The organism is Bacillus sp. 522_BSPC, from assembly GCF_001076885.1.
Classification (GTDB): domain Bacteria; phylum Bacillota; class Bacilli; order Bacillales; family Cytobacillaceae; genus Niallia; species Niallia hominis.
In genome coordinates this window covers 50559-76113 of sequence record NZ_JVDT01000136.1, presented here as the reverse complement: position 1 = coordinate 76113, position 25555 = coordinate 50559, and the positions used below count along the sequence as shown (strand labels likewise).

Below are 25555 nucleotides of genomic sequence, written 5' to 3'. Positions count from 1 at the left end.
ACCACTTTCTCTATGCTTCTATCGATTTTTGGCACTCATCCCCCTAATGAACACCACTTCTCACATCTTCTTTGAATAACGGTTTTCACACCTTTTATAAAGAATCCTTCACTCATAATACGCCCATTGATGCACTCCAATAAGTGTATATTGCTTATCTAATATTCTCTTAATTCTTCGCATCTCTCCTGAAATCAGGCACCATTCATACATTTCTTTTGTCGTTATCTTTCTTTCTGGAAAAAGCAGCTTAAACTCTTCTATACTTCGTAAAACCGCTTCCTCCAAGCTTTCTGTATTTCCACATGCATCACATTTTATGATCGATCGTTCTGTTGAAACGGTCAATGTGTTACATTTATCACAAAGGATTCCTTTCTTAAGTTCATCAAAATTATAACTTGGAAGTCTTCGGTAAGGTGATTCGTCCATATGGAGAGCAATCAGCTTTCCGCTAAGTCAATATGCTGTTTATTTACTTTTGTTATATTTTTTTCTAATGATTTAATGTAACGATTTAATGGAGTAGGGTAAAGACAAGGCAAATAAAAAGGAGCTTGATGTAAGGTGAATTCGGGGTTTACAAATACAACATGAGGTATAATTGGAATGGACTAGCCAAGCTGATGAATTAGTTGTCTTAAGGAAGACTCTGTTCGTTTTAATTGAGTAATAGGATTTTTCATTTCCATTTTATTATAACGCTTATAGAATCGATCCTTTTCATAGTAAAAATCTCCTTCATAGTTCTTAATTTCATAGAGATGAAGTGCTTCTCCTTCGATCAGTATAGTATCAACTTGAAATGTTGTTTGGTTCGATTGCAGTAATAAATCATTTAATATAACATAATCTTCCGTGAATTTTCCGAGTATTGTATCAAATTTTCGCTCTCCTTCCCAGCCTTTTATTTGATTAGTATATTTCCGCTTCCTTTCCTCTGATAATTCCATCCGGCTATTCAATGATTTTAACATAGCTAATTCTGGCGGTTTCTGTCTCTGCTTGTACAAATTTTATCCCTCCTGTTATTCTTTAGAGTGTAAAAACAACTCTTGTTTTTTAGTATACTATACCTTTTCCTACTCTACTAAAAAAAGCCCCACCACATCCCAAAAAATGTAGTGAAGCTTCCTCTCTTATTCCGGTTCCTTTAACTTAACCGTTAACGTATCATTTTCTTTTACCTTTGAACCTGCCTTTATGCTTTGGGAAGATACGTACCCGCTTCCTGAGCTTTCCAGCTTTAATTTATTTAGGTCTGCTACTTTTAAAACATCTCGTAAAGACCAGCCCTTCATATTAGGGACTGTTTCATTACCATTTGTTTTTAAGATTACCTTTTCCCCTTTTAGATAGGTTTCGCCTTTATCAGGAAGCTGTCCTTCAACTGTTTTACCTTCTCCGATAATAATAGCATTTAGTCCTTTATCTTTCAGGACTTTCTTTGCTTCTTCTGCAGTCATTCCACTTAAATTTGGAATTTCAATCGGATCAGAAACTTTTTCTTCCGTTGGAACAATATCCATATATTGAAGACTACTCTTCATAACAGAAGTAAAAATTTCTGCAACAGGCTCAGAACCCACTTCTGTATCTTTAAGTTCTGGCTGCTGTACAGCTACATACATAATCAATTCTGGATCATCTTTCGGAGCCATTCCTAAAAAGGAAAAAATATAATTTTCCTTGCCAGTTAGATAACCGCCACCGCTTTTAGGAATTTGTGCCGTTCCAGTTTTACCAGCAACAGAATATCCATCAATATCGAATTTTTTGTATCCTGTTCCCTTAGGACTAGTTATTACCGTTTCAAGAATATCACGCACCTCTTTTGCCGTTTCAGCAGAAATAGGAGTTCCCGTCACTTCTGTCTTGCCTTTTTTAATAATCTCGCCTGTATTTGGATCTTTGATTTGCTCGATTACGTACGGCCTCACCATTTTCCCATCGTTAGCAACAGCAGTGGCTGCTTGAATTTGTTGAATCGGTGTTAATGCTGTTCCTTGCCCAAAAGCCGTCGTGATTTTTTCAATTGGCCAGTTAAAAACAATGGAACTATTCGCTTCTCTTGGTAAATCAATACCTGTCGGCTGATCTAAACCAAATTTCGTCAAATATTCCCTAAACGTATCAAACCCTATTTTTTCTTTAGCAAGTTTTGCGAAGGCTACATTGGAAGATCGTTGAACCCCTTCCAAATAAGAAATAGGGCCCCAACCAACACCACCATTATGATCGCCAATTCCCTCATATCTACCTGACTTGTATTCTTCATTAGGTTTAAATACTCCTTCTTCCACAGCAGCTGCCAAAGTAAATATTTTCATTGTAGAACCTGGTTCATAATTGGTTTCAATTGCTTCATTATGCCAAGAATCTGTAATTCCATCCCTTGTTTCAGGATCAAAAGATGGTCTTTGACTCATCGCTAAAATTTCTCCTGTTTTCGGATTAGCTACAATTGCAATCATTTTCGCAGGATTATATTGATCATCCACTTTATTCATTGTATCTTCTAAAAAGGATTGAATTTTCTTATCAAGGGTCAAATAAACATCATCCCCATTTTTTGCAGGCTCAATTTTGTCCTTACTGTTTGGTAAAATATATCCCCAAATATCTTTGCTATACTCCATGCTGCCATCCGTACCTGTTAACAAATTGTTTAGACTTTCTTCAATGCCAAGCCTACCGGTTTCTTTGCCATCTGATTCTTCTAAATAGCCAATTACATGGGAAGCAAAAATCCCATTCGGATAAAATCGTTTTTTGCCTTCAACGATTTGTATGCCAGGGAGGTTCAAATCTTCAATTTTCTTTTTGGTTTCATAGGAGAGGTCTTTACCAGCATTCCCAAATTCCACTTGCTTGGCGTCCTCTTTTGTTAAAATTCTATAAATCTCTGATTCTTCTAAATCAATATATTTAGCTAGCTCTCTAGCCGTCTTTTCTGGATCATCCACATGAACCTTTTTGTCTAAATTCTTACTTAATGAGGCGTCTGTTACAGCCACTAGCTTATATGAAACAGCATCTTCTGCAATCACTTCGCCATTACGGTCTAAAATACTGCCTCTTGATGCTTCTAACACACGAGATGTATTATGTTTTTTTTCTGCTTGAGCAGCTAGCTCAACTCCTGATACTTCTCCTGTTGCCTGAATATAAACAAAGCGAATAACTAAAACAAAAAAGAGCAGACAAAATAAAATAAATAGGATGGCTGCTCCAAAATTAATATTAGGCTGCTTTCGAATCATTGCTTAATGCACAACCTTTACATTATCTTTACTAAAATCAAGTCCTAATTTACTAGCTACTTCGCGTAAACGCTCAAAGCTGCTTAATTCCTTTACTTGTGTGTCTAATTCCTTATTGGACTTTTCAATAGAATTAATGGAGCTTTGTGTCACTTGAATTTCTTTATTCACTTGATAAATTTCACTTTGATTGCTGACAATTTTCACACCGCCAAAACAAATAATCGCTATAAAGGCAATTCCTAAAACTTTCTCTCCAGGAGATAATAATGATCTTGTTTGTTTAATGACCTTTTTAACCGACTGTTTTTCCTCTTGATGCTGATACTGATCCTGTTGAATTTTTCTAGCTAAATTACTCATTTAATTACCTCCTGCATACATGGATTATTGTTTTTCAGCAACACGTAATTTTGCTGATCTCGCTCTGTTATTAAATTCCAATTCTTCCTCTGATGGAGTAATTGGCTTTCTCGTAATTAATTTCAATTCTGGTTTAAATTCATCTGGAATAATTGGAAGTCCTGGCGGCAATGGCGGCAGGTCGCTCGCTTTTTTAAATGTCGACTTACAGATTCTGTCTTCAAGGGAATGAAAAGTGATAACACTAATTCTTCCGCCTGGATTTAATAACTTCATTGCTTGCTCTAACGATGATTCAAATACACCTAGTTCATCATTAACCGCAATCCGTATTGCTTGAAATACTCTTTTTGCAGGATGTCCACCTTTTCTTCTTGCAGGTGCTGGAATTGCCTCTTTTATTAATTCAACCAGCTCTCCTGTCGTTTCGATTGGCTTACTTTCTCTTGCTGCCTCAATTTTTCTTGCAATTTGCTTAGAGAATTTCTCCTCGCCATAACGAAAGAATATTTTAACTAACGATTCATACGACCATGAATTAACGACATCATATGCAGTAACATCTGCTTCATTATCCATGCGCATATCAAGTGGCGCATCATGATGATAGCTGAACCCACGCTCAGGAGTATCCAATTGAGGAGAAGAAACACCTAGATCATATAGAACGCCATCAACATGGGTAATTCCTAAATGATGAATCTCTTCTTCCAAATAGCGAAAATTACTTTTGACAATTGTTAACCTGTCCTTGTAAGGAGCTAATTTCTCTTCTGCATTTTTTATAGCTACTTCATCTTGATCGAACGCTATTAATCTTCCACTCCCTGATAATCTCGAAAGAATTAACTCGCTATGCCCAGCTCCACCTAATGTACAATCTACATAGATTCCATCCGGCTTAATGTTAAGGGCATCGACCGCTTCATTGAGTAAAACTGTTGTATGATTAAACATGAATCCACACCTGTCTATAAATTTTCTTGTAAGTAATAATTAGTATGTACATGATGATAAAAATTAAATATCGAATCCAATCATATTCTCTGCAATTTCTCCAAAAGAATCCTCTGATTCTGAAAAATAATTTCCCCACTCTTGTTTGTCCCATATTTCAATACGATTAGAAACACCTAAAATAACACATTCCTTCTCTAACTGTGCATATTGAAACAGGGGCGTTGCAATATTTATGCGTCCTTGTTTGTCAATTTCGCATTCTGTTGCTCCGGAAAAGAAAAAACGGGTAAATGCTCTAGCATCTTTTTTCGTTAATGGTAATTGCTTGAGCTTTTCTTCTATAATCTCCCATTCGCTAAGGGGGTAACCAAAAAGGCATCGATCGAGGCCACGGGTTAGGATAAAGGTTTCACCTAAGTTATCTCTGAATTTAGCAGGCACAATAATACGTCCTTTTGCATCGACATTATGATGATATTCCCCCATAAACATACCCTTGTCCCCCACTTTCTAACCTCAATGTACCACAATCCCCCACTTTCCTCCACTATTAAATTTAATTCTAGCTATTTTGTTTATTTCCTGCAACAAAATTAATAATTTTGAAAAGACCGACAAAGCTTATTTCTACTGTTAAGAGTACATAAAAAGCTTGGCTAGAAAAAATTCTAACCAAGCTTTTTTGTATTTATCTACATTTTATTATTCTTAATCCATGGAGGCTTTATAGAAAAGGATCATTTACTTCCATAATGCTTCCTCTTCATTAGATAATTCCATTAGAAAAGGAAGTAGAACCATTACGATGATAAAGTAAGCAAGATAAATTCCAATTATTTGGTATGCTGAAATATTAAATAAACGGAGGAAAATAAGAAAGAGAGATAAAAAGGATACAACAACAGTTTTCTTCCGTGCTTTTTTAGAATAATACTGTTTTTGGCCACATTGAGGACAGTCTATAGCGGGATTTAAAGTAAACATCTTTTTAAAGGTTTGTTTCCAGCTCCAATCTTTGCCGCATTTTTGACAAGTTGGCATTTAATTATCACTCCTTTTTCATTCATTTTCATCATAATAAAAATAGTATACCAATCCTTCTACTATTTGGCATACTATTTTCTCTTGTTTATTTAGGCTGTTTTCGTAAAGTTTGTTGCGATTACTCGCAGCCGGAATACACTTCGCTTTCCGTGTGGCGAAGCTTAAGCCTCCTCAGCTTCGCCTCCGGGGTCTCAGACTGTCTCGCTAATCCCACAGGAGTCTTCGTGTATTCCGGCTGCTAATTGTTTCCTACTAATTCTTTTTCCTATTGAAAAAACAACAATCCTTTAGAAAACAGCCTTTATATAAAAGGAAAAACTGCATTATAATTTAATTACTTTATGGGTTCCATCAAAATCCATCGGTAATTTCATGACATCTTCAAGAAAATCAAGACCATACTTGTTTAAGAAATAAGTAATGTTCCAGACTCTCTCTTGAGGAGAACCTTCTGGTTTTAAATTTTGCTCAATGCGGCTAAACTTATTTACAATGACTTCATGCTTTAATTTAACCGAATCATTCACTTTATTCTGTAGAAACTCGATTTGACTCCTTAAAAAGTCTTCATTTTTCTCCATAAGTGGGAGTAAACCTTTATACTCGGATGTCATTTCCTGTTCAAGCAAATCGTATTTGGTTTCAATAACACCTTTTAACTCATTCAGTAATTGAGCTATCTTTTCATTTGAAACAGACTTTAAAAATTGCTCACACTTTTCTGATGTTCCATTTATCAGAATATCCTTCATCGATAATTCTAATTCTGTGATATCAGCTTCTACACTTCTCTCTAATAAAGTAATATTTAGACGAGGTACGATAGGTGGCATTTTGATCCCTAAATGCTCAAACGCTCCTTTAAGTTCCGCCCAATAAGCTATCTCTCCTGGTCCGCCTATAAACGCTAGTGTTGGAAAGAGAAGATCTTGTGTTATTGGCCTGGTAACGACATTATTGCTTAGCTTCTGAGGAAATTCACTTGCCATTTCCCTTAATTCCTCGAATGTAAAAGATACGGTTTTATCTTTTCCGATAAAACGTCCTTCTGCTTTATCGTATTGCAATAATATTCTTTCTTGCTCCCCCTCATCATAATAAAACAAGTTAGCTGGATTTTCCGCCATTTCAATAACAAGAGAATAACCGCTATCCTGCACTAGTTTTTGCTGTTCTGAAACGGCATCCGCCAACTTGTGAAATTCATTGATTTGCTTTAGAAAAATTTCTTTCTCTAGCTTACGAATTTCTTTATCACCAGAATCAACCAAAAGTAGGCCGTAATCTTTAAATAAACTCATTGTCATATAGCTAAAAAAGTCAACAATTGTCTTGGATTCGTGAACAGCTGACTGTAAAAGCTGCAATAACGGCTTAGAATGCTCTGTTTCCCCATACGATTCCACCACTGTTTCCAGCCAGTCTATACAGACCTGTTTTTCTAGTGCTATATCGGAAGCCATTCTTTTATCCAATACTCTTTGCGGAAATACAACCTTTTTCATTTTTTCCTTATCAGGTGTATAAATATGATTAATTTCCAAGTAATCATGATCCTCTCCCGCTACCCAGAAAACAGGTACAACTGGAATGCCCAATTCTTTTTCTTTCTGTTGAGCTAAAAGAATAATGCTGATAACCTTATGAATGGAATATAACGGACCTGTTAAGACACCTGCCTGTTGCCCACCAATCACAACGACACTATTTTCCTGTCTCAATTTAGCAATTGATTGCCTCACTTTTTCACTTTGAGGAAAATTTTCCATATACACTTCAATATAGTTAGCAAGATCATTTCTCATAAAAGATCTTGTTTCCAACTCTTTCAATCTTTCCTCATAGCAACCGTTGTCAAGATAAGAATAATGAAAAAATTCCTTTGTGCTATTTTTTTGTTCTAAATAATCTGTTACAAACTTATTTGCCACAGGCAAAGAGAGATTTATCATCTCCATCTATGTACTTCCTTTCTCCAATTCGAGTTTTCCCTTTTATGTATTTTTCCCTTTATAATAAAGACTCTTTCATTAGTGGGAGCCCTGCCACAAGTTTTCCCTAGGCTACTTACTCTCTAAAAACATCTATTCATCCCTTTTATTTCGTTACATAGAAAAGTATAGCATCCCTTTTAAATAAAAGAAAAAAAGTTGCTTATGCACTTTTTTCTAGCTGGTATTTTTGCTAATTACAACTTGCTTCTAGCATCTACTAGTTAATTGCCCCCTATACATTTCAAGAAGGTCTTTGCTTAGAGGTTTTTGGAGATTCTCCAATGCTACACTATCTATAACTTTAAACCGTTCCCATTGCCTTTAGGATAGAAAGTACAAGGCCATAAATGACTAACACAACATACAAGGTGAAAAAGCATAGAAATGTTACACGCCAAATTCCTTTAAACACTTTTTTATACTCAATTTCCTCTTTCCATTTCCAATGAATAATAACAAATAACATTCCAATCAACAAAATAAAAATCACGATATATAATAATAGAGATGTATTCCAAATAGACCGAATAAGAAAATGCACGGAAAGGATAAAAAAGAAGGTGCTAATATCTAGTGCTAGATGTACTGAAAACCGCTGTTTTTTTGTCAACGACTTGCTTATGACAAATACAATAAACAACGTAAAGATTGGAAATACAACGAGAAAACTAATGAGCTGTGAAGTTAAATTAAGCATTTAAACACTCCTCTCTTCCTCGTTCTTTTCCTTTAATCATTAAATAAACAGTTGCAGCAATAGGCGAAGAGATTTTTTTCCTTTTCGCTTTTTCTACTATGTATCCTAAAATAGCGTCTATTTCTGTTGGTCTCCCAGCCTCTATATCCTTTAGCATGGAAGATTTATTCAAAGCAGTATTACGAATAACCTCTATACAATAATCTCGATAAAGTATTCTATTTTCTTTCGTTATCGATAAAATTTCCAACACTTCTTCTAAAAATAAACTCATTACTTGATAATAATAAGCATTTTGCAATAATTGGCCATTTTTGACCTGCAATATACTTGTTAAACTATTTACAACGCTATTTACCACTAATTTTTTTTGCATCATTGTCACATAATCGGGTTCATTGATGAATGGAAAAGCTTGATTATTTTCTGTTGTTAGGGAGAGTAAAATCTCTGCCACCTTTCCTTTGACACAAGCTAGTTTAATAGCTCCTATCCCCGTGTGAACAACTGTTTGCTCATCATCCTTCATTGCACCGTGCTCTACTATGCCAATCATTAAATTGGGAATATTAGATTCCAAAATCGTCTCTATGTGACTCATTCCGTTTTGTAGAAAGCACATTGCTTTTATGCGACTCCCAAGCATCTCCATTTTTTCATAAATTGGTGCTAATTGATATTGCTTTACTGTTACAATTGTAAGGTCTTCTGCCCCATCCCACTCTGCAAAATAACGAACTTCCACCGTGCGAGACTGCTTATCCTCATTCACTTTATAATAAATACCTTTGTTCTTAATCAACTCATATTGCTTTGGGGACCGAACGTATAAAGTTACATCATGCTTTTCCTTTAACTGGTATGCACATAATAAGCCAATTGCACCAGCTCCTATAATTCCAATTTTCATCCGAAGCTCCTTTACCGTTTCAATTATTGTTAGTTCTATCTTAACATTTTCTGAAAAGTTTGTTAGTACGAAAAGCATAGGAAAAGGAAAAAATTTATCAAAAAAACTTTTGATTTTTTTATATAGAGAATAGAATAAGGTGAGAAATGGTTAGAATAATAAATTTGTAGAAGAGGAATAGAACGGTGAGATGTGATTAATTCTGTTTTTGCTAAAATCAGAAAATTTCAAAATATAGTTAAAGCAGGAGTCGAGCGAATACCTTTCGGAAACTATAGGCTCCCTCCTGCGTAAAACCAATTTATTTCTTGCTTATTTGAATTTTAAAAACTTTGGAGTAATTATACTTTGGGTAATTTATCTTCATCTTTAAACACGACCATTTGTCTTGCTTTTTCCATGAGCTCCACTAATGCCTTATAGGCACCTTCCATGGAGTCTAATTCACTTTGTAACTCTTCATTTTCTTTCTTCAATATAGTCAGTTTTTCTTCTAGTTCCTTCGTTTTCACTTTTACGGTGGATGAATCTATATTTTCTTGCTCCCACTTACTCGCTTTATCATATAAGTCTTTTAAATACAAAAGCATCTCATCAAATTGGTTTTGAACTGGGATGGGAGAAGCGGAAGGGCTGACGATCACTTCGTCTGTAGAATATTCCTCTGTTCCAGTTGACTTTTTTAATTGCTTTCTTTGTTTCTTGGCAAGCTCAATACCTGATTTATATTGTTTGCGTACATATGAATTCCACCGAAACCCACATGCTGCACTTGTTCTTGATAATAGCTTTCCCACTTCTTCAAACGCTTGAAGTTGTGTACCGCCTTCTCTAATATGACGAAGAACGATTTCTGCTAGCAGAATATCTTCATCCTTTGACCAAGCATCTTGTCTTGTTGTTGTCATCAGTAAACCCTCCTAGTGTTTTTTATTCATACATATGCATCTACTAGAAAAGATAGACTGATTATTCCTCATTGAAAAAAGAAAATTGACAGAATGCTTTTTAGGAATAGATAAACCTTTATAAAATCTACACACTTTAAAGATAGCGGATCACTGAAATAATTCGTTCTCTGAAATCACTTTAATGCCATTTCTTCTTAACATAGCTGTGGTAACACCCACCCCGTCCTTTTTTGTTCCATCAAAACAGCCTGTGTAAATAAAACTACTTCCACAAGAAGGACTATTTTCTTTTAAGACTACCATTTCTGCGTTCAAACTTTTAATAAATTCTAATGTTTTATAAGCTCCATCCATATACATTTGGGTAACATTATTTCCTGTACAATCCTGTACAACCGCTTTACCATCGAGAACATCATAACCATCCCCACCAATTATCTCTGCAGGTTCTCTTGGTGTAGAGAATCCACCCATTAACTCTGGACAAACCGTTCTTACCTTATTATCAGTTAAAAGCTTTTCTATCGTATCATCTAAACAATCGGTTCCATTATACCGAACTTTCAATCCTGCTAAACAAGAACTAACGACAATCATATGTCCTCTCCTTATCTTAGTAGTATTTACTCCTATTATTGTACAGGTATATTGTCTTTTTCTATTTATTCTACTCTCTCTATTTTAACGCATCTGTTTTTATAAAAGTAGCCATATATGGAAAAAAGCACAAGAACCTAAGTTCTTGTGCTTTTAATCAAACAAAAAAGATATTAGTTGCTTACAACTTCTTTCCCTTTGTATGTTCCGCAAGCGCTGCATACACGGTGAGCAAGTTTCATTTCACCACAGTTAGGGCATTCTACCATACCAGGCACTTGTAATTTAAAATGTGTACGACGTTTTCTCTTTGCAGTTTTAGATGTTCTTCTAAAAGGTACAGCCATTCGTCCCACCTCCTTAAAGAGTATTAAGAAAGTAATGAGAAAAGATAATTCCAATCTCACGTTTTTCTTTTGCATAATTAAGTATGAGTTTAATTACTCATTTTCAAAAAACTTAGCAAGCCCAGCAAGACGAGGATCTACTTTCTTTTCCTGTAAATCTTGCTCTTGGATAACTTCCCAATCATTACCTGATTGAGGAGCACCTTCTTCTTTAGTATCTTCACAGAAGACTTGCATCGGTACCTCAAGTAAAAGTATTTCAGCAATAATTGGCTTTAAGTCAATTACATCCCCTTTTACTTGATGAACTTCCTCTTCGTCTGTTTCATATTCTGAAACTTTTAATAGGAAGGTTTCTGTTGTTTCAACATTAATTGGATAATCCACGTCTACTAAAGTACGAGAGCAAGGTAGCACGAGAGACCCTTTTATATTTAAATGAAAAGTCACTTTCGTTGAATCAATATCTGTACGTCCTGTTATATGAATAGGAGATACTCTTCTTATGGTTGGATCTGTTTCTTTGATCTCATCCATATTTATTGTTTCATCAATTGGCAATCCCTTACTTCGAAATTTTTGTAACTGGCTTAACGTCCATTTCATATATATCACCCCAAGGCAACAAAGGTAATTATAGCTTTCATATAATTATTTGTCAATATTTTTTCTTTACAGTAAATAATAAGCAATAAGTGAGTTAATCCCTTATTATTCGATTTCTTTTTTATTCTACCCATATTCAACAGAATTGCAACCAACAGTTCAATAGAAAGATTCTTTTTCTTCTATATTTACTTTTTATTTATGCACCAAAATGGAACCCCTTTTTCAAACTAACAAAATTTCGTTTCCACCTAAAAGTACCTAAATGAGATTGTATTAGTAATCCTACCCTTTTCTTCTCCCAAAAAACAAATGAATGTTAGTAGTTTATAAACACCCTTCTCCCATAAAAAATAATAAAATGGTTGTTATTCCCTCATGTTTCTCTTTTACAACCAATATTTTTAGGATAAACTTTTACTAGTAAAAACATTGGAGCTAATGTTTTAAATGAATAATAATTAGGGAGAGTGTAATGAAAGCTGTTGGTATTGTTGTAGAATATAATCCATTTCATAATGGACATTTGTATCATATCCAAAAGGCAAAGGAACAAACAGATGCAGATATCGTAGTTGCTGTAATGAGTGGTCCATTTTTACAGCGAGGGGAGCCTGCCCTTGTATCAAAATGGTGCCGTGCGAAAATGGCACTGGAAAATGGAGTTGATCTCATAGTCGAGCTTCCCTACTCTTTTGCTACACAGCATGCAGCTGTGTTTGCTAAAGGTGCTGTAGATATTCTCCAAGGATTAGAATGTGATTATTTATGCTTTGGAAGTGAGTCTGGGGATATAAACGAGTTCTCTCATACTTTCATCCAGTTACAAAGAAAACAGGACGAAGAAGATTTACTCGTGAAAAAATTTTTAAAAAATGGGTCGAGCTATCCAAAAGCCAAATCATTAGCAATGCAAGAATTAACATGTAGGGAAAACGATAGGGGACTAAATCTTAGTTTGCCTAATAATATATTGGGCTATGAATACTACAAAGCCGTACATACTAATCATTATCCTATGGAGGTTTGCACAGTTGCCCGAATGAATGCAGACTACCATGATAAAATATTTACATCTGACTCGATAGCAAGTGCAACAAGTATCAGGCAAGCACTATTAAAGGAAGAAGGTTCCTTAAAAACAATTGAGCCCTACCTCCCGCTTGCAAGTCTTAATCTACTTCGAAAGTATAAAGAAACCTATTTATCTTACCACACTTGGGAGAATTACTGGAGTTACTTAAAATTCCGGCTATTGCAAACAACCGCCAAAGAGCTGGCCACTATTTACGAAATGGAGGAAGGGTTAGAATATCGGTTCCTTAAATATGTGAAAGAAGCTTCATCTTTTCAAGCGTATATCCGCTTACTAAAAACAAAGAGATATACTTGGACAAGACTGCAAAGAATCTGTGTACATATTTTAACAAATACAAAAAAAGAAGAAATGGCTGTCCATTCACAGCCTTCCTATATTCGTTTACTAGGTACAACTGCAAATGGTCGGTACTATTTAAAAGAAAAGAAGAAGCAGTTCGCACTGGACATTATTAGTAAACTTTCTTCTTTTGATAAAGATAAAATCGCACTGGACATTCGCGCCTCCCAAATTTACGCTCTAGGCGCACAAGCAACAGCTCAAGAGCAGTTACTAAATATGGAATACTTACAGCATCCCATTATAAAGTAACCTCCTGTTGCTTCAATTAGGGATTTGTATTTTCCGAAAAAAAAACCGGGTGCTTTTGCCAATGCGCGCGGTTTTTTCCTATTTATTTCTTCTCATTTGTTCTTCTTTTCTTGATTTCCTTTTTAATTACATCGATATACTTTCTTGTTTCTGTTTCTCCTATTGCGATTATTTTCTCTAAATCAGTAAATGCTTTACTATTAAACATTTCTACTGGCGGTTTAATCATCACATCACTTGCAACTTCTCGCGATTCCACTAATTCCATCTGCATAATATCCAATGAACGCATAATTACATCATAAATATTTGAAATCTCAGCATTTACATTTACCTTTGCTACATCTACCGCAATAATGATATCCGCTCCCATCTCTTTTAAAACCGAAACAGGGACACGGTCAATTACTCCTCCATCAACAAGTAAACGCCCATCCATTTTCTCTGGAACAAATATGCCAGGAATAGATATACTTGCACGCACTGCATTAGCAATTGATCCTTTCCTAAAAACGACCTTTTCCCCTGTTAATAAGTCAGCAGCAACAACAGCAACAGGAATATCCAATTCCTCTAATTTTTTTCCGTAGGTGAATAAATGGATTAATTCCTTTACTCTATTCCCAGCAATAAAGCCCATTTTGGGGACAGTAAAATCTAAATAGTATTTCCGCTTAAAAAACTTCGATAATGTATATAGTCGCTGTATATCAGATCCTGCTCCATATAAGCAGCCCACAATTGCTCCTATGCTGCTACCGGCAATATAATCTATTGGAATATTCTCTTCTCTTAATACTTTGATTACCCCAATATGTGCAAATCCTCTCGCTCCACCTGAGCCTAGCGCTAACCCTATTTTTGGGCGTTCCATATCGTCTCACCTATTCTCTCTAAATTCAATCTACCTTAATCTTATGGTCTTTTTTTTCAGGTTATGAGTATATTGATTGGTAGAGGGATATTCTTTAGGCTAATTGTGTACAAGTATTGCTTCTACACGTTAAGGTTTTAAACCAGCCTTCCTTACATAGATGAGAATAAAAACCTACTATTATTATTTGAAGGGGGAGCAATATAATTTGTTACGCTCAAAATTTAAGACAGTCGCACTTGCATTATCCGCGTCTCTATTAGCTCTTGCCCTGATTTCTTTTCCTGGGGTAGCAGTTGACGCGTCAAAAAATGGACTGAATACTTGGTGGACGATTGTTTTTCCTTCACTTCTTCCTTTCCTTATCTTATCTGAAATTTTAATAGGTTTTGGTGTCGTTCGTTTTATTGGTGTTTTATTAGAGCCCATTATGCGACCGCTCTTTAAAGTTCCAGGAGTAGGCGGATTCGTTTGGGCCATGGGGATGGTATCCGGCTTTCCAACTGGAGCAAAATTAACAGCACGAATGCGTGAGGAAAAACAATTAACTAGAACGGAAGCGGAAAGGCTTGTTTCTTTCTCTAACGCTTCTAATCCAATGTTTATCATCGGCGCTGTTTCTGCCTCTTTTTTTCATAGTCCTAAACTTGGTCTCCTGCTTGCTTTCTCACATTACTTAGCCAATTTTACCGTTGGACTATTTATGAGATTTCACGGAAAAGATACAGAAAAGACAACAAAAGAGCCAAAAGAAAAAGCCTCCTTAAAAAGGGCGCTGCGAGAACTGCATCATACTCGTCTAAAAGACAAGCGCCCACTTGGAAAACTAATGGGAGATGCGGTAACCTCCTCGATTCAATCTTTATTAATGGTTGGTGGCTTTATCATTCTCTTTTCCGTTATTAATCGTTTATTATTTCACTTACATATTACTTCCTTTTTTGCAAAATTATTAGAATCTTTATTCCAGCTGTTTACTTTTTCAGGTGACTTAACGATACCCTTTATCGCCGGCATATTTGAAATTACATTAGGAAGTAAATTAACGAGTGATGTGGAAACATCTACCCTTATGCACCAAGCCATTTTAACGAGCTGTATCCTTGGATTTAGCGGATTAAGTGTACAAGCGCAAGTAGCAAGTATTCTCGCTCAGACAGATATTCGCTTTAAGCCTTTTTTCTTAGCGAGAATTATGCAAGCAATCTTTTCTGGCATCTACACTTTTATCGCATGGGACTTCTTTTACAAGACATTCTTGTCAAAAGATACACCAACAATTGCAATCCCAGGGATAAATAGGGAAGAAGTCTTCTTTCAGCAAATATTTGAAAATATAAGTACATGGGGGCCAATTGTAACAATTATTTCCTTAACAATCTATTGTTTTATTTTAGTAAAAAGATTAAGACCAAGAGGAGAATTATAAGACAATCTGGAGGAAAACTTCAAGACTCACATCGTTCACTGGGTGCCTAGAGATAAATTCAAACAAAAACTTCCTTAATTATAAATAAGACATCTTGCCACTATTTTGGCAAGATGTCCTTTTTTTGCTTGCTATAAAAAGAATTCCACTTTTTGAAAAACTTATTTTCCATCATAATGAAATTTTGCTCTTAATGCATCATTCACAATCTTAGGAACAAGCTCTGAAATGTCACCATCATATTTGCTTACTTCTTTCACTATGCTAGAGCTTAGGAAAGAGTATTGGTTATTTGTCATGATAAAAAATGTCTCGATATCGTCTGATAGTACACGGTTCATCGACGTAATCTGCATTTCATATTCAAAGTCTGATACTGCTCGTAATCCTCTAATAATTGCATTTGCATTTACGCTTTTTGCATAATCAATTAGAAGCCCTTCATAAGATGATACAGAGATATTCTGAATATCCTTCGTTACCTCTCTTATTAGCTCCAATCTTTCATCCACCGAAAAAAAAGGTTTTTTGGCAGAATTATTTAATACACATATGTATACATGATCGAATACTTTAGCAGCCCTTTTAATTATATCAATATGACCATAAGTAATCGGATCAAAACTACCTGGGCAAACTGCTACACTAGCCATCTTTTTAGTCCTCCGTACCATTTTGTAAGGAATAAATAGAAACTCCAATTATTCCATATTTTTCATGTCTCACTTGTTGAAGTCTATTTACTGCCACAGGTAAAGAAATATCCGAACCATGCTCACATACAATGACTCCTTCATCCTTTAACAGACCTGCTTCATCAATAAATGTTAACATATTTTCTAATTGTTGCTTTTTATATGGCGGGTCTAGGAAAATATAATCAAAGCTTTTTTCTCTTTTTTGCAATGCTTTTAAAGCACGATTCGCATCATTGCGAAATATTTCGGCTTGGCTGTCCAATTTACATGTAGAAAGATTTTCTTTAATCGTATGTATTGCTTTTCCTTCTTTATCTACAAAAATAACAAGATCTAACCCTCTACTTAAAGCTTCAATGCCAAGTCCGCCGCTTCCAGCAAATAAATCAAGGCCTTCTCCTCCTTGAAAGTAAGGACCTATCATATTAAAAATAGCCTCTTTCACTTTATCTGTAGTTGGTCTAGTCGAGTTACCAGGAACAGCCTTTAATGGAATCCCCTTATTCTTACCGGAGACAACTCTCATTTCAATCACCACAACCCTATTTTACTTAAAGTTATTTTACCTTCCCTATCCTACCATAAACCTATTAGAGAGCCAACATTTTAACGATTTATTCCTTTTATCTGTCAATTTTTATTCGTAAAAAGATAATCAAATCGGAATATTATTACCATTGCATCCTCTTTATATGGTATAGATTAAACCTAATAAATTTTGTTACCTCTAAAAAATAATTTGTTTTTATGTATAAGTGGTCACCGTATGGGGATAATGTAAGTAACAGCATCTATTCGAGGATGTTGTTGCCAACCGCGGAGAAGACTTACGTTTCCCCATAAGTTCTTCCTCCGGTTTCTCCTCTCCCTTTACCTTCTGTTCTTATGAATAATAAGAACGTAGAAGGACCCTGCAGGCATATGCTTGCAGGCTTTTTTTGTCTTTTTCATAGAAAAAACAGTATTCAATGAAGGGCATGGCGGATTCCACCTTTCCTTTACATAAAATACTGCTTTTGTTTTTCTTCAACTACTTATAAGGGATTGTCCTTAGAATGAACATTCCAATAAAGAACAATTTTCTTAAATCCCCATTTTATAATCATATTCTTTCGCTTTATCTGGTCGCGAATTTTCAAATTCCACTTTTAAAAATGGCTTATAGGAAGGCTCTACCTTTTTAACGAAAGAATGAGCATTAATTTTTTCCATTATGCCATCCACATCACTTTGATTCGTGTAGAGCACAACATATTTTAATCTTTTGGAAATAAAATGAACATTTCCATATCTTCTTAACATTTTTGCTTGCTTTAGTGAAAATAGCCAAACAATGATTCCCTGTCGTTGCCCTAGCATAATTTAACCCCTTTAAAATACCATTATTTATCATAATAGCATAGGCAACCAAAATAGAAAAGTCGGAATCTGCTTTTACGAACGCTAGTAAGCCATAAGAAACGTCAAAATAAAAAAGCAATGATCCTAGATTTGATCATTGCCTCTTCGTATATTATGCAGAACAACTACAGCTTCCACCACTTCCACAACCACCGGCGCAACCAGAAAGTTCATCAAAAAATGGATTTCCTGTTGGTACTTTAATAAAAGTAGAAACAGAACGTCCGATAATAACACTGACATCATCTAGAAGCTTTTGCAAACCATTCTCCGCTACTTTAAATGCTGCCACATTATCATCTACATCCATATCGCGTTTTAGCTGTCTAATTTCCATCATGACTTTTTTATATTCAGGATGGTATTTTCCAAAACGCTGAACCTCTTCATAAAGCTCTTTCATTTGGTTAAAAGAATGAATTTTTTGCTGTGTTTCCTTATTTGATTGTAAATTGGCCAAACAAATACGGTATTGTTCTGCAACATCTGAGTTTAATATCATTTCTGCAATGTCTTCTGCTTCCTCTTGAATAAGAAGTATTTCAGTTGTCGCAAGCACGTATTCGCTCACCTCCAATTCTTATTCTACATGAAAGACAGAAGAAAGAAAAGGCTTGTGACTTCCTTTTTCTTCCCTACTCTTTAATCATTACTTGAAATGACTTTTTAAACTTTGTTGTTTTGCTGGCAACATCCATAACAGATAAGTTCATTGTATGTTTTCCTGTTTTTAATCCTTCAATCACAAATGCAGCAGAAGAATATTCCTTCTTCTCCCCATTTATCTCCAAAACGATTTTTCCTAATTTCCCATTGCTATCTTCTCTAAAAGAATAGTCTCTCACTTTACATTCCACAAATACTTTATTTCCTTTAACAATATGACGCACATCAAATTCCTCTTTTGCTGTAGGGGAGAAAGAGGCTTGTACATCTGCAGCCGTAGGTATGGCAGAATAAGTTGCAGCTTCTTTATTTGTCTTTACTTCTGGATCTGGAACATCATCACCACATCCGGTTAAAAGGAGAAAAGCAGGAATACAAATCATTCGGATTTTTTTCAAAGTAAACACTCCTGGTAATTTTTAATGAATTTTCATTTCGGTTAGTATTACCATTCATGCTTTTTTTACTCTAAATAATGTTTATCTTAAAAAGTTATGATTCAGCATTCATTGCTTGAAACATACTAACCATCATGGATGCCATTTGAACACCATTTGAAAATTTTTGTACGTGATCTGGAATGGTTTTCTTATAATAATGAAGAGATGCTATCTCAAAGGTTTCCAACTGATTTGGATTTCTGCTTAATTGTCTATACCATTGCGGCTGTTCTCTTATAAATTGTTGTAATTCTGGATTCTGCGCAATATATTCTTTAATGCTTTGTCTCATATCCATCCTCCTACTTAATCTTTTCTAAAAGAAAACGGCCCAGAAGGTTTTTGTTCTTTTGGCGCAGATGATCCACTAGAACCACTATTAGGAGCAAATTGTGAAATGACACCTTGAATCGTTCCTAAAGCTTGATTTAAGTTTGCTAAGTATCCCTGTATTTGATTTTGATCCATCTTTTTTAGTGTATCAACAATATTAGACATCCAGACAGTTCGATTTGCTTCTGTCTCTTCTTCCTTTTTGCTAGAAGATTCAGAAGCACCTTCTCGTAATCCGTCCCATCTTGCATCATCAGAACCTAATAAATACCAATCTTCATATAATTCTTGTAATGTCACCTTGCCACTTCTCGCTTCTTTTAATATTTTGGGATTTGCTTTCACAAATGCTTTAAATTCTTCTACAGAAGGATGAAGTTCTTTATTAGCCATCATTATTTCACCTCTAATTTGATACATCTGCCTATATTACTTTATGATGCACTTTAGAAAACGTGCAAATCCTCTGTGTCATCCTGTAAATTTTATTGCTATAAACCCGTGGCCTATTTTATTTATTTTTCCTATTGAAAAAGCAATAATCTTTTAGAAAAACCAAACCAAAAAAGCTGACAACCAATCAAATGATTGTGGTTGTCAGCTTCTTTCATACTATTATTTCACCATTTTTCAATAAAATTCTGTGTATAGTATTTATCAAATACGCCTACTCCAAGATGAGTAAATTTCTCATTCAATAAACACTCTCGATGTCCTTTGCTATTTAACCAGCCTTCGATTACTGCAGGGGCATCCGCATAGCCTGCTGCAATATTCTCTCCAGCAACTTGATAAAATACGTCTCCTGCCTTTAAACGGTCCTCTAGATCTCCATACTTCTCTGATGTATGGGAGAAATCCTCGGTTTCAAACATATCTTTACTATGGCCTAATGCGACTTCAGCAGTAGGTTGATCCCATTCTACTTTATTTAATTTAAATCTTTCTCTTAACACATTTGTCATATCTAATATTTGTTTTTCATTGCCTTCTTGAATTTCTTCACTATATTCCACATTATTATCTGTTTCTAATAGTTCTCCTCGATAAACTAATTCATAAGGCCTTAAATGAAGTAATGTTCGTGCATCCATGTAACGAACACTTGATAAAGTTCCATTAAATTTATCAAAGTATAGCTGTGCATAATAATCACCTATCTGAATTAATGGACGGTTATTTATTTCATCCTCCGATAATTCGAATCGGTAAGAAGAATTTTCATAATTAAAGCTAATATTTGTTTCAATTGGTGTCATCGTATATATATCCCCAACTTCTTGTCCGATTTTATAAGGATTAATATTCACAGCACTACCAATTGCATAGACAGTCACCACTTTGTCATTTAGAATTCCCACCTGAAAATACTCAGATACATTCTTATTATAAATCCACCAATCGTATTCATAGGCTGACGGATCGATTCTAGTTGGTTCACCATATTTCTCTTTTAGTTCATTGACACTTTTACCAATCAAGCTCCCTAATCCTTCTTTAGGAACTGGTAGAATTTGCGAATTCTCTGCTGCTTCATTGAGATTATCCTCCACTTTTGTAGGGTTATCTCCATTTTCAACTAGTACGTCTGGCTGTTCCTTATCATCTGTTATATTAAAATAGAATCCAATTGCTGATAATACTGCAATAATTACGACAGTTCTTAATAAGATTTTCAGAGGATTCCCCCCTCTCTAGCATTGTTTCTATCAATATATGTTGACTTCTTACTAAATAGTATAACTTAATTTAAATAATTTTAATAGAATAAGTAGTTTTTCCATTTTTAGTCCACAAAATAATAAAAAAACTGAAAACAGAGTCCTTTTATTCCAAGGAATTTGTCTTCAGTCTGAATGCTTCTATTCTCTCGAAGCATTTATTAAAATCCTAATATTGCCTTTATAACAGACGTTGTTTCTCCACCATGATAGAAAACATAGAGAAGTAAATAGACGGCTGTTCCTGTAATAGCGGTAATAAACCAGATAATGCTTGTCATTGGACCTAATTTACGATGTTTCGCATATTGTTTTTTATAGCCTGTATACAACATAATAATTCCTAACACCGCCCCGATTGTAGCTAGTGTAATATGAAATATTAAGAAGATTGTATAATAAATCTTAATATCATCTGGTCCCCCAAAAGAAGTATTGCCAATAAAAACCGTTCTTGATGCATAGATAACAAAAAAGATTACGGCAAAAACAGCTGCAAAAAGCATTACCATCTGATGTTCTTTTCTTTTTCTTTTCTTGATTAACCCCCAGCCAATAGCTACAAAAATGCCACTCAAAACGATAAATGTAGTACTTATTGTCGGCAAAATCGGTAATGTAAATTCCATTAAACTACCCACTCCATATAGTATTTACCTCTTTGTTTAACTAACTCCCCAAATTCCCTTATTTCTATTAAAACAAGTCATTATTCTCGAAACTCGTTTTTCCCCTAAAAAAGCGATTTTTCTTTAGAATAATGTAAATACCACCATTGATACAAATAGTATTGTTAAATATTGAATGGAATAGATGAACATTGCTGTAGCCCATTTATATTCATCTTGCTTTTTACTTGCTCGAATTCCTGTAATAACCCAGCCAATATTTAGTAACGTTGCTAAAACTAAAAATGGGATACCAATTTGATATAACAAAAATGGTAGTGGAAATAATGCAACAATCCATATATACGTATGTTTCTTTGTTACTTCAAATCCTTTTACAACAGGTAACATCGGAATTCCTGCTGCTCGATACTCTTCTACTCTTCTAATCGCTAAAGAATAAAAATGCGGTGGCTGCCAAACAAACATAATTAAAAATAGGCTCCAAGCAATAACATCAAGTCCAGGATCAATTGCGGCCCATCCAATTAGTGGAGGCACTGCTCCTGAAAAACTCCCGATAACAGTATTTGATACCAATCTCCGCTTAGACCACATTGTATAAATCACAACATAGCTAAATGCTCCAACTAAAGCAATAACTGTAGCAGTGATAGTTGTTAGCAATAAAAACAAAGTACCTATTAAAAGAAATCCAAAACCTAGGACTGCAACATTTGAAGGCTTTGCTTTTCCTGTTACAGTCGGTCTTGCCTTTGTTCTTTCCATTAATGGATCAATATCACGATCAATAAAATTATTTAACACACACGACCCAGCAATAATTAGTCCTGAGCCAATCAAAGTATATAAAATGATATCAATGTGCTCTAAAAACTTTGCATCTGTAAAGACAATTGCAAGCCAGATACCTGTAAATACCGTAATTAAGTTTGAATTCACAATTCCTATTTTAATTAATGCAAGAAAGTCCTTCCAGGCACTTGTTTCGGCTTGCTTATCCGTCAATTTGGCATTTGAATATGCACGAAAATTAGCCATTGATTATGTCTCCCCCTTCTATTACATAGTAAAGAAAATACTATTTAAATAACCGTTCATTTCCATTTGTGTCATTATTCACATTTAACAACATAGTAATGTTAAAAAAGACTCTTTTGCTATTAAAACATATTTTCACAGAGATTTCTCTCTTTTTTTTGAAAAAACTTCAGTTTTCACATTATTGGAAAATTTGTCCATTTTAGATAAACACTTCGAAAGCGTTTTAGGAATAAAAGACACTCTTTTTATTATAGCTTTTTTTTACAAGGAAGCAAATTAATTAACCTTTTAAATATCAATGTTCAGATTTTAAAATATAAAAAAGATAGCACCAACTATCTGTGCTATCTTTTATGAATCTATTAATTAGGCATTTTTCGTAAAGTTTGTTACTAGGAAGCCCTTTGCTATAAAGGTCTGTTTGTTCGAACAAATGGGGAAGTAGGTTGATTCGCCTGTGGAATATCAGCAACATCTTCAACTTTTGGTTTATAAACCCTCTCATATTTTACAAACATCGAAACATTCACTAAAATCCCCATTCCAATAGATAATTGTAAAAGGGACGATCCACCATAACTTACAAAAGGTACTGGCACACCGGTTAATGGGATTAATCCAGAAATCCCGGCAATATTAATAAACGCTTGAATCCCAACCATACTCGAAATCCCTATCGCTAGTAAGCTTCCAAAAGGATCTTTGCACTTTAATCCCGTATAAATGCCCCGTAAAACAATATAGCCAAGACCTAATACTACAAAGCCTACACCAAAGATACCTAGTTCCTCCGCTATTACAGCCATAATAAAATCGGTGTGACCATCTGTTAAATAGCCAAGCTTTTGTACTCCTTGTCCCAAGCCAACTCCTTTAAGACCACCAGAGCCAATCGCAATAAGTGAATTACTCATATGATAACCAGAATCTTGCACAACATCTTCGCCAAAAGGGGAATCCATAAACACAAATATTCTCGCCATTTGCTTTTCCGTAAACACACTTTTACCAGCCAGCTGCATACAAAGTAGCAATAGGAGTATAAATCCTAATCCAATAAGCATCAGCTTCGATAAATTCTTCCAATTCATTCCTGAACAGAGAATAATTGTTGCACCAATCATCAGAATAATAACCGCTGTCCCAAAATCTGGTTGAACCATAACTAAAGCACAAACAATAACTAAATAGGCTAGTGGTGGGACAACACCCCTATTGAATTCATTAATATAAGACTGCTTTTTTGAATAGATAGCCGATAAATAAATGATTACAGATAGTTTAACAAACTCTGCCGGCTGAAGACTTGAGGTTCCAATTTTATACCAACTTTGCGCATTTCCGTAAACACTACCAAACAAAAATATTCCACCTAAGAAAAAAATAGACCCAAACACCATTGGTACTAATATTCTATTGCTTAGTAGGGCCTTGTATGGAAAAAGTGCGACAACAATGAATGCAGCACCCGCTACTATAATATTCATAATCTGCTTCTTATAATAAAAATCACTACTATCATGTCCATAATATTGGACTGCTGAAACCATGCTCGCACTATAAATCATAATTAAGCCAAATAAAATTAACAGCACCATCGCTATAATAATTGTGTAATCATACGATTTTAATATCTTCTTTATCATTCAACCGCATCCCTTATTCATTCTCCTCATTTAGAGTATTCGTTGTCTCTTATCTATTTCCTGCTGAAAAGGATAAAACTTCTATTCATTCTCTTAAAATATCGGGCGTAAACTTATATATATTTTTAACTAATCCTATTTCGTATGTACTTCCCTTATTTTAGAATAATACACCTAACCACTAAAAAAACTCAAACAATGAATGCTTTTGTTTGAGTTTACTTTTTATTTTCTTATAGAAGCTTCATGCAAATTCGATAATTCTTTTTCCAACTCATCTAAAATCTTCTTGCCAACATGCTCTTCTACTAATCCTAATCGAATAGCAAAATCTATCTCTTTAGACAATCCATACATTTGCGTATCCAATACCTCTTCATATAGAGGACATTGAGGCATTGTTAAATTATCCATCTGAACTTTAATTAGTTTTAATATCTTCTCAGCATCAGCTTTCAATAGCTCATTTGCTTTTTCTTTATGATTAATAATCATTTCAGAAGTCAATCCTATCCCCCCGTTTCCGAGCGATTATCCTATCTATAAAGTTTAAACTCAACCTAGGAAAATTGCAAGAACAATCCCCCTTAAAAAATCTAAAATTTCGTTTCTAACCTTCTAAATGACAGAAAGACAAGAAGAAGCTATACTTAAATTAATATTGTTTTTAGACTGCTAATTATAAATCAATCATGTCCTCATTAATTAGCAGAATTTTAATACAATCAACGAATAAAGAATAAGGAGGAGAATTTAATGAATACTATTATTCAAGTTACCGGATTAGTAAATTTTCCGATAACCATTGATCCGACTGTATGGATATTTGATGATCGTAAACAAACCGCTGAGTCAGTATTCGCGCCAGTCGAAGTAAAGGATGAATTAGAAGCATATACAAAAGAAGCATCCAAGCACTGGGATCAAGAGATTACAGAAGGTGCTAAAGTGCCAGAGCAATCCACAAAAACTTATAAAAAAGTAGAAATGCTAACTGGTACCTTTTATATGCCTTTAGCTCCTTTTATAAAAAATACTGAACCAAAGGAAGTAGCAAAAAATCTGTTAATCACAACAGATGAAGAAGAATATACTATTCCACTAGAAGAAATCGATTCGATTTTCTTATTATTTTGCGTAAAAGGAAAACCGCTTACAGAAGATGGTCCTGTATATATTTTTGATAATACAAAAGCCAAGAAACAAACGCCTATCAAAAATGTCAAAGCATTTAAAATTACATAATAGAGCATCCATCCACATTTACGCCATCTAGCAATTGCTAGATGGCG

General features: G+C 34.7%; 30 protein-coding genes. 3 read left to right on the top strand and 27 right to left on the bottom strand.

The window, feature by feature from the left end:
* Positions 1-108 precede the first annotated feature (108 nt).
* The 14 genes from ADJ83_RS24855 to ADJ83_RS10840 form a co-directional block, all read right to left on the bottom strand.
* Entirely contained in the window at positions 109-432 is a 324-nt protein-coding gene (locus ADJ83_RS24855; RefSeq protein WP_048717764.1) for a hypothetical protein, read from the bottom strand.
* 182 nt (positions 433-614) lie between these two features.
* Positions 615-1013, bottom strand: a complete 399-nt coding sequence (locus tag ADJ83_RS24850; RefSeq protein ID WP_048717762.1) for a nuclease-related domain-containing protein — start codon at positions 1011-1013, stop codon at positions 615-617.
* Between the two features lie 126 nt (positions 1014-1139).
* Positions 1140-3263, bottom strand: a complete 2124-nt coding sequence (locus ADJ83_RS10895) for a penicillin-binding protein (RefSeq protein WP_031534290.1) — start codon at positions 3261-3263, stop codon at positions 1140-1142.
* A 3-nt stretch (positions 3264-3266) separates the two neighbouring features.
* Positions 3267-3626, bottom strand: a complete 360-nt coding sequence (gene ftsL, locus ADJ83_RS10890; RefSeq protein ID WP_031534287.1) for a cell division protein FtsL — start codon at positions 3624-3626, stop codon at positions 3267-3269.
* Positions 3627-3650: 24 nt separating this feature from the next.
* A complete protein-coding gene (gene rsmH / locus ADJ83_RS10885; protein WP_031534285.1) occupies positions 3651-4583 on the bottom strand; it encodes a 16S rRNA (cytosine(1402)-N(4))-methyltransferase RsmH in 933 nt (310 codons plus the stop codon).
* A 63-nt stretch (positions 4584-4646) separates the two neighbouring features.
* The gene (gene mraZ, locus ADJ83_RS10880) at positions 4647-5078 is read right to left on the bottom strand and encodes a division/cell wall cluster transcriptional repressor MraZ (RefSeq protein ID WP_031534283.1); all 432 of its coding nucleotides are present in this window, start codon (positions 5076-5078) and stop codon (positions 4647-4649) included.
* 249 nt (positions 5079-5327) lie between these two features.
* Complete coding sequence (locus tag ADJ83_RS10875; protein ID WP_031534281.1) at positions 5328-5627, bottom strand: TIGR04104 family putative zinc finger protein; 300 nt, start codon at positions 5625-5627, stop codon at positions 5328-5330.
* 326 nt (positions 5628-5953) lie between these two features.
* Positions 5954-7588 (bottom strand): bacillithiol biosynthesis cysteine-adding enzyme BshC, encoded by a 1635-nt coding sequence (bshC, locus tag ADJ83_RS10870; protein ID WP_031534278.1) that lies wholly within the window; start codon positions 7586-7588, stop codon positions 5954-5956.
* 337 nt (positions 7589-7925) lie between these two features.
* Positions 7926-8321 carry a DUF3397 domain-containing protein gene (locus tag ADJ83_RS10865; RefSeq protein ID WP_031534276.1) on the bottom strand — a complete coding sequence of 132 codons (396 nt, stop codon included), beginning with the start codon at positions 8319-8321 and terminating at the stop codon, positions 7926-7928.
* A complete protein-coding gene (locus ADJ83_RS10860; protein ID WP_031534274.1) occupies positions 8314-9231 on the bottom strand; it encodes a 2-dehydropantoate 2-reductase in 918 nt (305 codons plus the stop codon). The genes ADJ83_RS10865 and ADJ83_RS10860 overlap by 8 nt, the downstream gene beginning before the upstream one ends.
* A gap of 341 nt (positions 9232-9572) precedes the next feature.
* Positions 9573-10139, bottom strand: a complete 567-nt coding sequence (locus ADJ83_RS10855; RefSeq protein ID WP_031534273.1) for an RsfA family transcriptional regulator — start codon at positions 10137-10139, stop codon at positions 9573-9575.
* A gap of 150 nt (positions 10140-10289) precedes the next feature.
* Complete coding sequence (locus ADJ83_RS10850; RefSeq protein WP_031534271.1) at positions 10290-10739, bottom strand: DUF523 domain-containing protein; 450 nt, start codon at positions 10737-10739, stop codon at positions 10290-10292.
* Positions 10740-10912: 173 nt separating this feature from the next.
* On the bottom strand, positions 10913-11086 hold the full coding sequence (gene rpmF, locus ADJ83_RS10845; protein WP_016200993.1) for a 50S ribosomal protein L32: 174 nt from the start codon (positions 11084-11086) through the stop codon (positions 10913-10915).
* Between the two features lie 93 nt (positions 11087-11179).
* Complete coding sequence (locus ADJ83_RS10840) at positions 11180-11692, bottom strand: YceD family protein (protein WP_031534268.1); 513 nt, start codon at positions 11690-11692, stop codon at positions 11180-11182.
* A 475-nt stretch (positions 11693-12167) separates the two neighbouring features.
* Between ADJ83_RS10840 and ADJ83_RS10835 the strand changes: the two genes are divergently transcribed.
* Positions 12168-13382: a nucleotidyltransferase gene (locus ADJ83_RS10835; protein ID WP_031534266.1), complete on the top strand. Its 1215-nt coding sequence runs from the start codon at positions 12168-12170 to the stop codon at positions 13380-13382.
* 82 nt (positions 13383-13464) lie between these two features.
* Here ADJ83_RS10835 and ADJ83_RS10830 read toward each other — a convergent pair whose 3' ends face one another.
* Positions 13465-14256 carry a patatin-like phospholipase family protein gene (locus tag ADJ83_RS10830; protein ID WP_031534264.1) on the bottom strand — a complete coding sequence of 264 codons (792 nt, stop codon included), beginning with the start codon at positions 14254-14256 and terminating at the stop codon, positions 13465-13467.
* A 208-nt stretch (positions 14257-14464) separates the two neighbouring features.
* Between ADJ83_RS10830 and ylbJ the strand changes: the two genes are divergently transcribed.
* Positions 14465-15685, top strand: coding sequence for a sporulation integral membrane protein YlbJ (gene ylbJ, locus ADJ83_RS10825; protein ID WP_031534261.1), 1221 nt, complete (start codon positions 14465-14467; stop codon positions 15683-15685).
* Between the two features lie 161 nt (positions 15686-15846).
* Here the strand turns inward: ylbJ and coaD are convergent, their stop codons facing one another.
* The 12 genes from coaD to ADJ83_RS10765 form a co-directional block, all read right to left on the bottom strand.
* Positions 15847-16338 (bottom strand): pantetheine-phosphate adenylyltransferase, encoded by a 492-nt coding sequence (coaD, locus tag ADJ83_RS10820; RefSeq protein WP_031534259.1) that lies wholly within the window; start codon positions 16336-16338, stop codon positions 15847-15849.
* Positions 16339-16342: 4 nt separating this feature from the next.
* The gene (gene rsmD, locus ADJ83_RS10815) at positions 16343-16909 is read right to left on the bottom strand and encodes a 16S rRNA (guanine(966)-N(2))-methyltransferase RsmD (RefSeq protein ID WP_031534257.1); all 567 of its coding nucleotides are present in this window, start codon (positions 16907-16909) and stop codon (positions 16343-16345) included.
* 557 nt (positions 16910-17466) lie between these two features.
* Positions 17467-17742 (bottom strand): YlbG family protein, encoded by a 276-nt coding sequence (locus ADJ83_RS10810; RefSeq protein ID WP_031534255.1) that lies wholly within the window; start codon positions 17740-17742, stop codon positions 17467-17469.
* Positions 17743-17896: 154 nt separating this feature from the next.
* The gene (locus tag ADJ83_RS10805; protein ID WP_031534253.1) at positions 17897-18343 is read right to left on the bottom strand and encodes a YlbF family regulator; all 447 of its coding nucleotides are present in this window, start codon (positions 18341-18343) and stop codon (positions 17897-17899) included.
* 76 nt (positions 18344-18419) lie between these two features.
* Complete coding sequence (locus ADJ83_RS10800; RefSeq protein ID WP_048717759.1) at positions 18420-18848, bottom strand: hypothetical protein; 429 nt, start codon at positions 18846-18848, stop codon at positions 18420-18422.
* Positions 18849-18942: 94 nt separating this feature from the next.
* Positions 18943-19182 (bottom strand): YlbE-like family protein, encoded by a 240-nt coding sequence (locus tag ADJ83_RS10795; RefSeq protein ID WP_031534251.1) that lies wholly within the window; start codon positions 19180-19182, stop codon positions 18943-18945.
* Between the two features lie 14 nt (positions 19183-19196).
* On the bottom strand, positions 19197-19616 hold the full coding sequence (locus ADJ83_RS10790; protein ID WP_031534249.1) for a YlbD family protein: 420 nt from the start codon (positions 19614-19616) through the stop codon (positions 19197-19199).
* 227 nt (positions 19617-19843) lie between these two features.
* Positions 19844-20902 carry a CAP domain-containing protein gene (locus ADJ83_RS10785; RefSeq protein WP_031534247.1) on the bottom strand — a complete coding sequence of 353 codons (1059 nt, stop codon included), beginning with the start codon at positions 20900-20902 and terminating at the stop codon, positions 19844-19846.
* A 203-nt stretch (positions 20903-21105) separates the two neighbouring features.
* On the bottom strand, positions 21106-21573 hold the full coding sequence (locus tag ADJ83_RS10780; RefSeq protein ID WP_031534245.1) for a DUF420 domain-containing protein: 468 nt from the start codon (positions 21571-21573) through the stop codon (positions 21106-21108).
* Between the two features lie 123 nt (positions 21574-21696).
* Complete coding sequence (gene cyoE, locus ADJ83_RS10775) at positions 21697-22614, bottom strand: heme o synthase (RefSeq protein WP_031534243.1); 918 nt, start codon at positions 22612-22614, stop codon at positions 21697-21699.
* Positions 22615-23024: 410 nt separating this feature from the next.
* Positions 23025-24263: an FtsW/RodA/SpoVE family cell cycle protein gene (locus ADJ83_RS10770; protein ID WP_031534241.1), complete on the bottom strand. Its 1239-nt coding sequence runs from the start codon at positions 24261-24263 to the stop codon at positions 23025-23027.
* A 225-nt stretch (positions 24264-24488) separates the two neighbouring features.
* Complete coding sequence (locus tag ADJ83_RS10765; protein ID WP_031534239.1) at positions 24489-24770, bottom strand: YlaN family protein; 282 nt, start codon at positions 24768-24770, stop codon at positions 24489-24491.
* 249 nt (positions 24771-25019) lie between these two features.
* Here ADJ83_RS10765 and ADJ83_RS10760 point away from each other — a divergent pair, with 249 nt between their 5' ends.
* Positions 25020-25508, top strand: coding sequence for a hypothetical protein (locus ADJ83_RS10760; protein ID WP_031534237.1), 489 nt, complete (start codon positions 25020-25022; stop codon positions 25506-25508).
* Positions 25509-25555 lie beyond the last annotated feature (47 nt).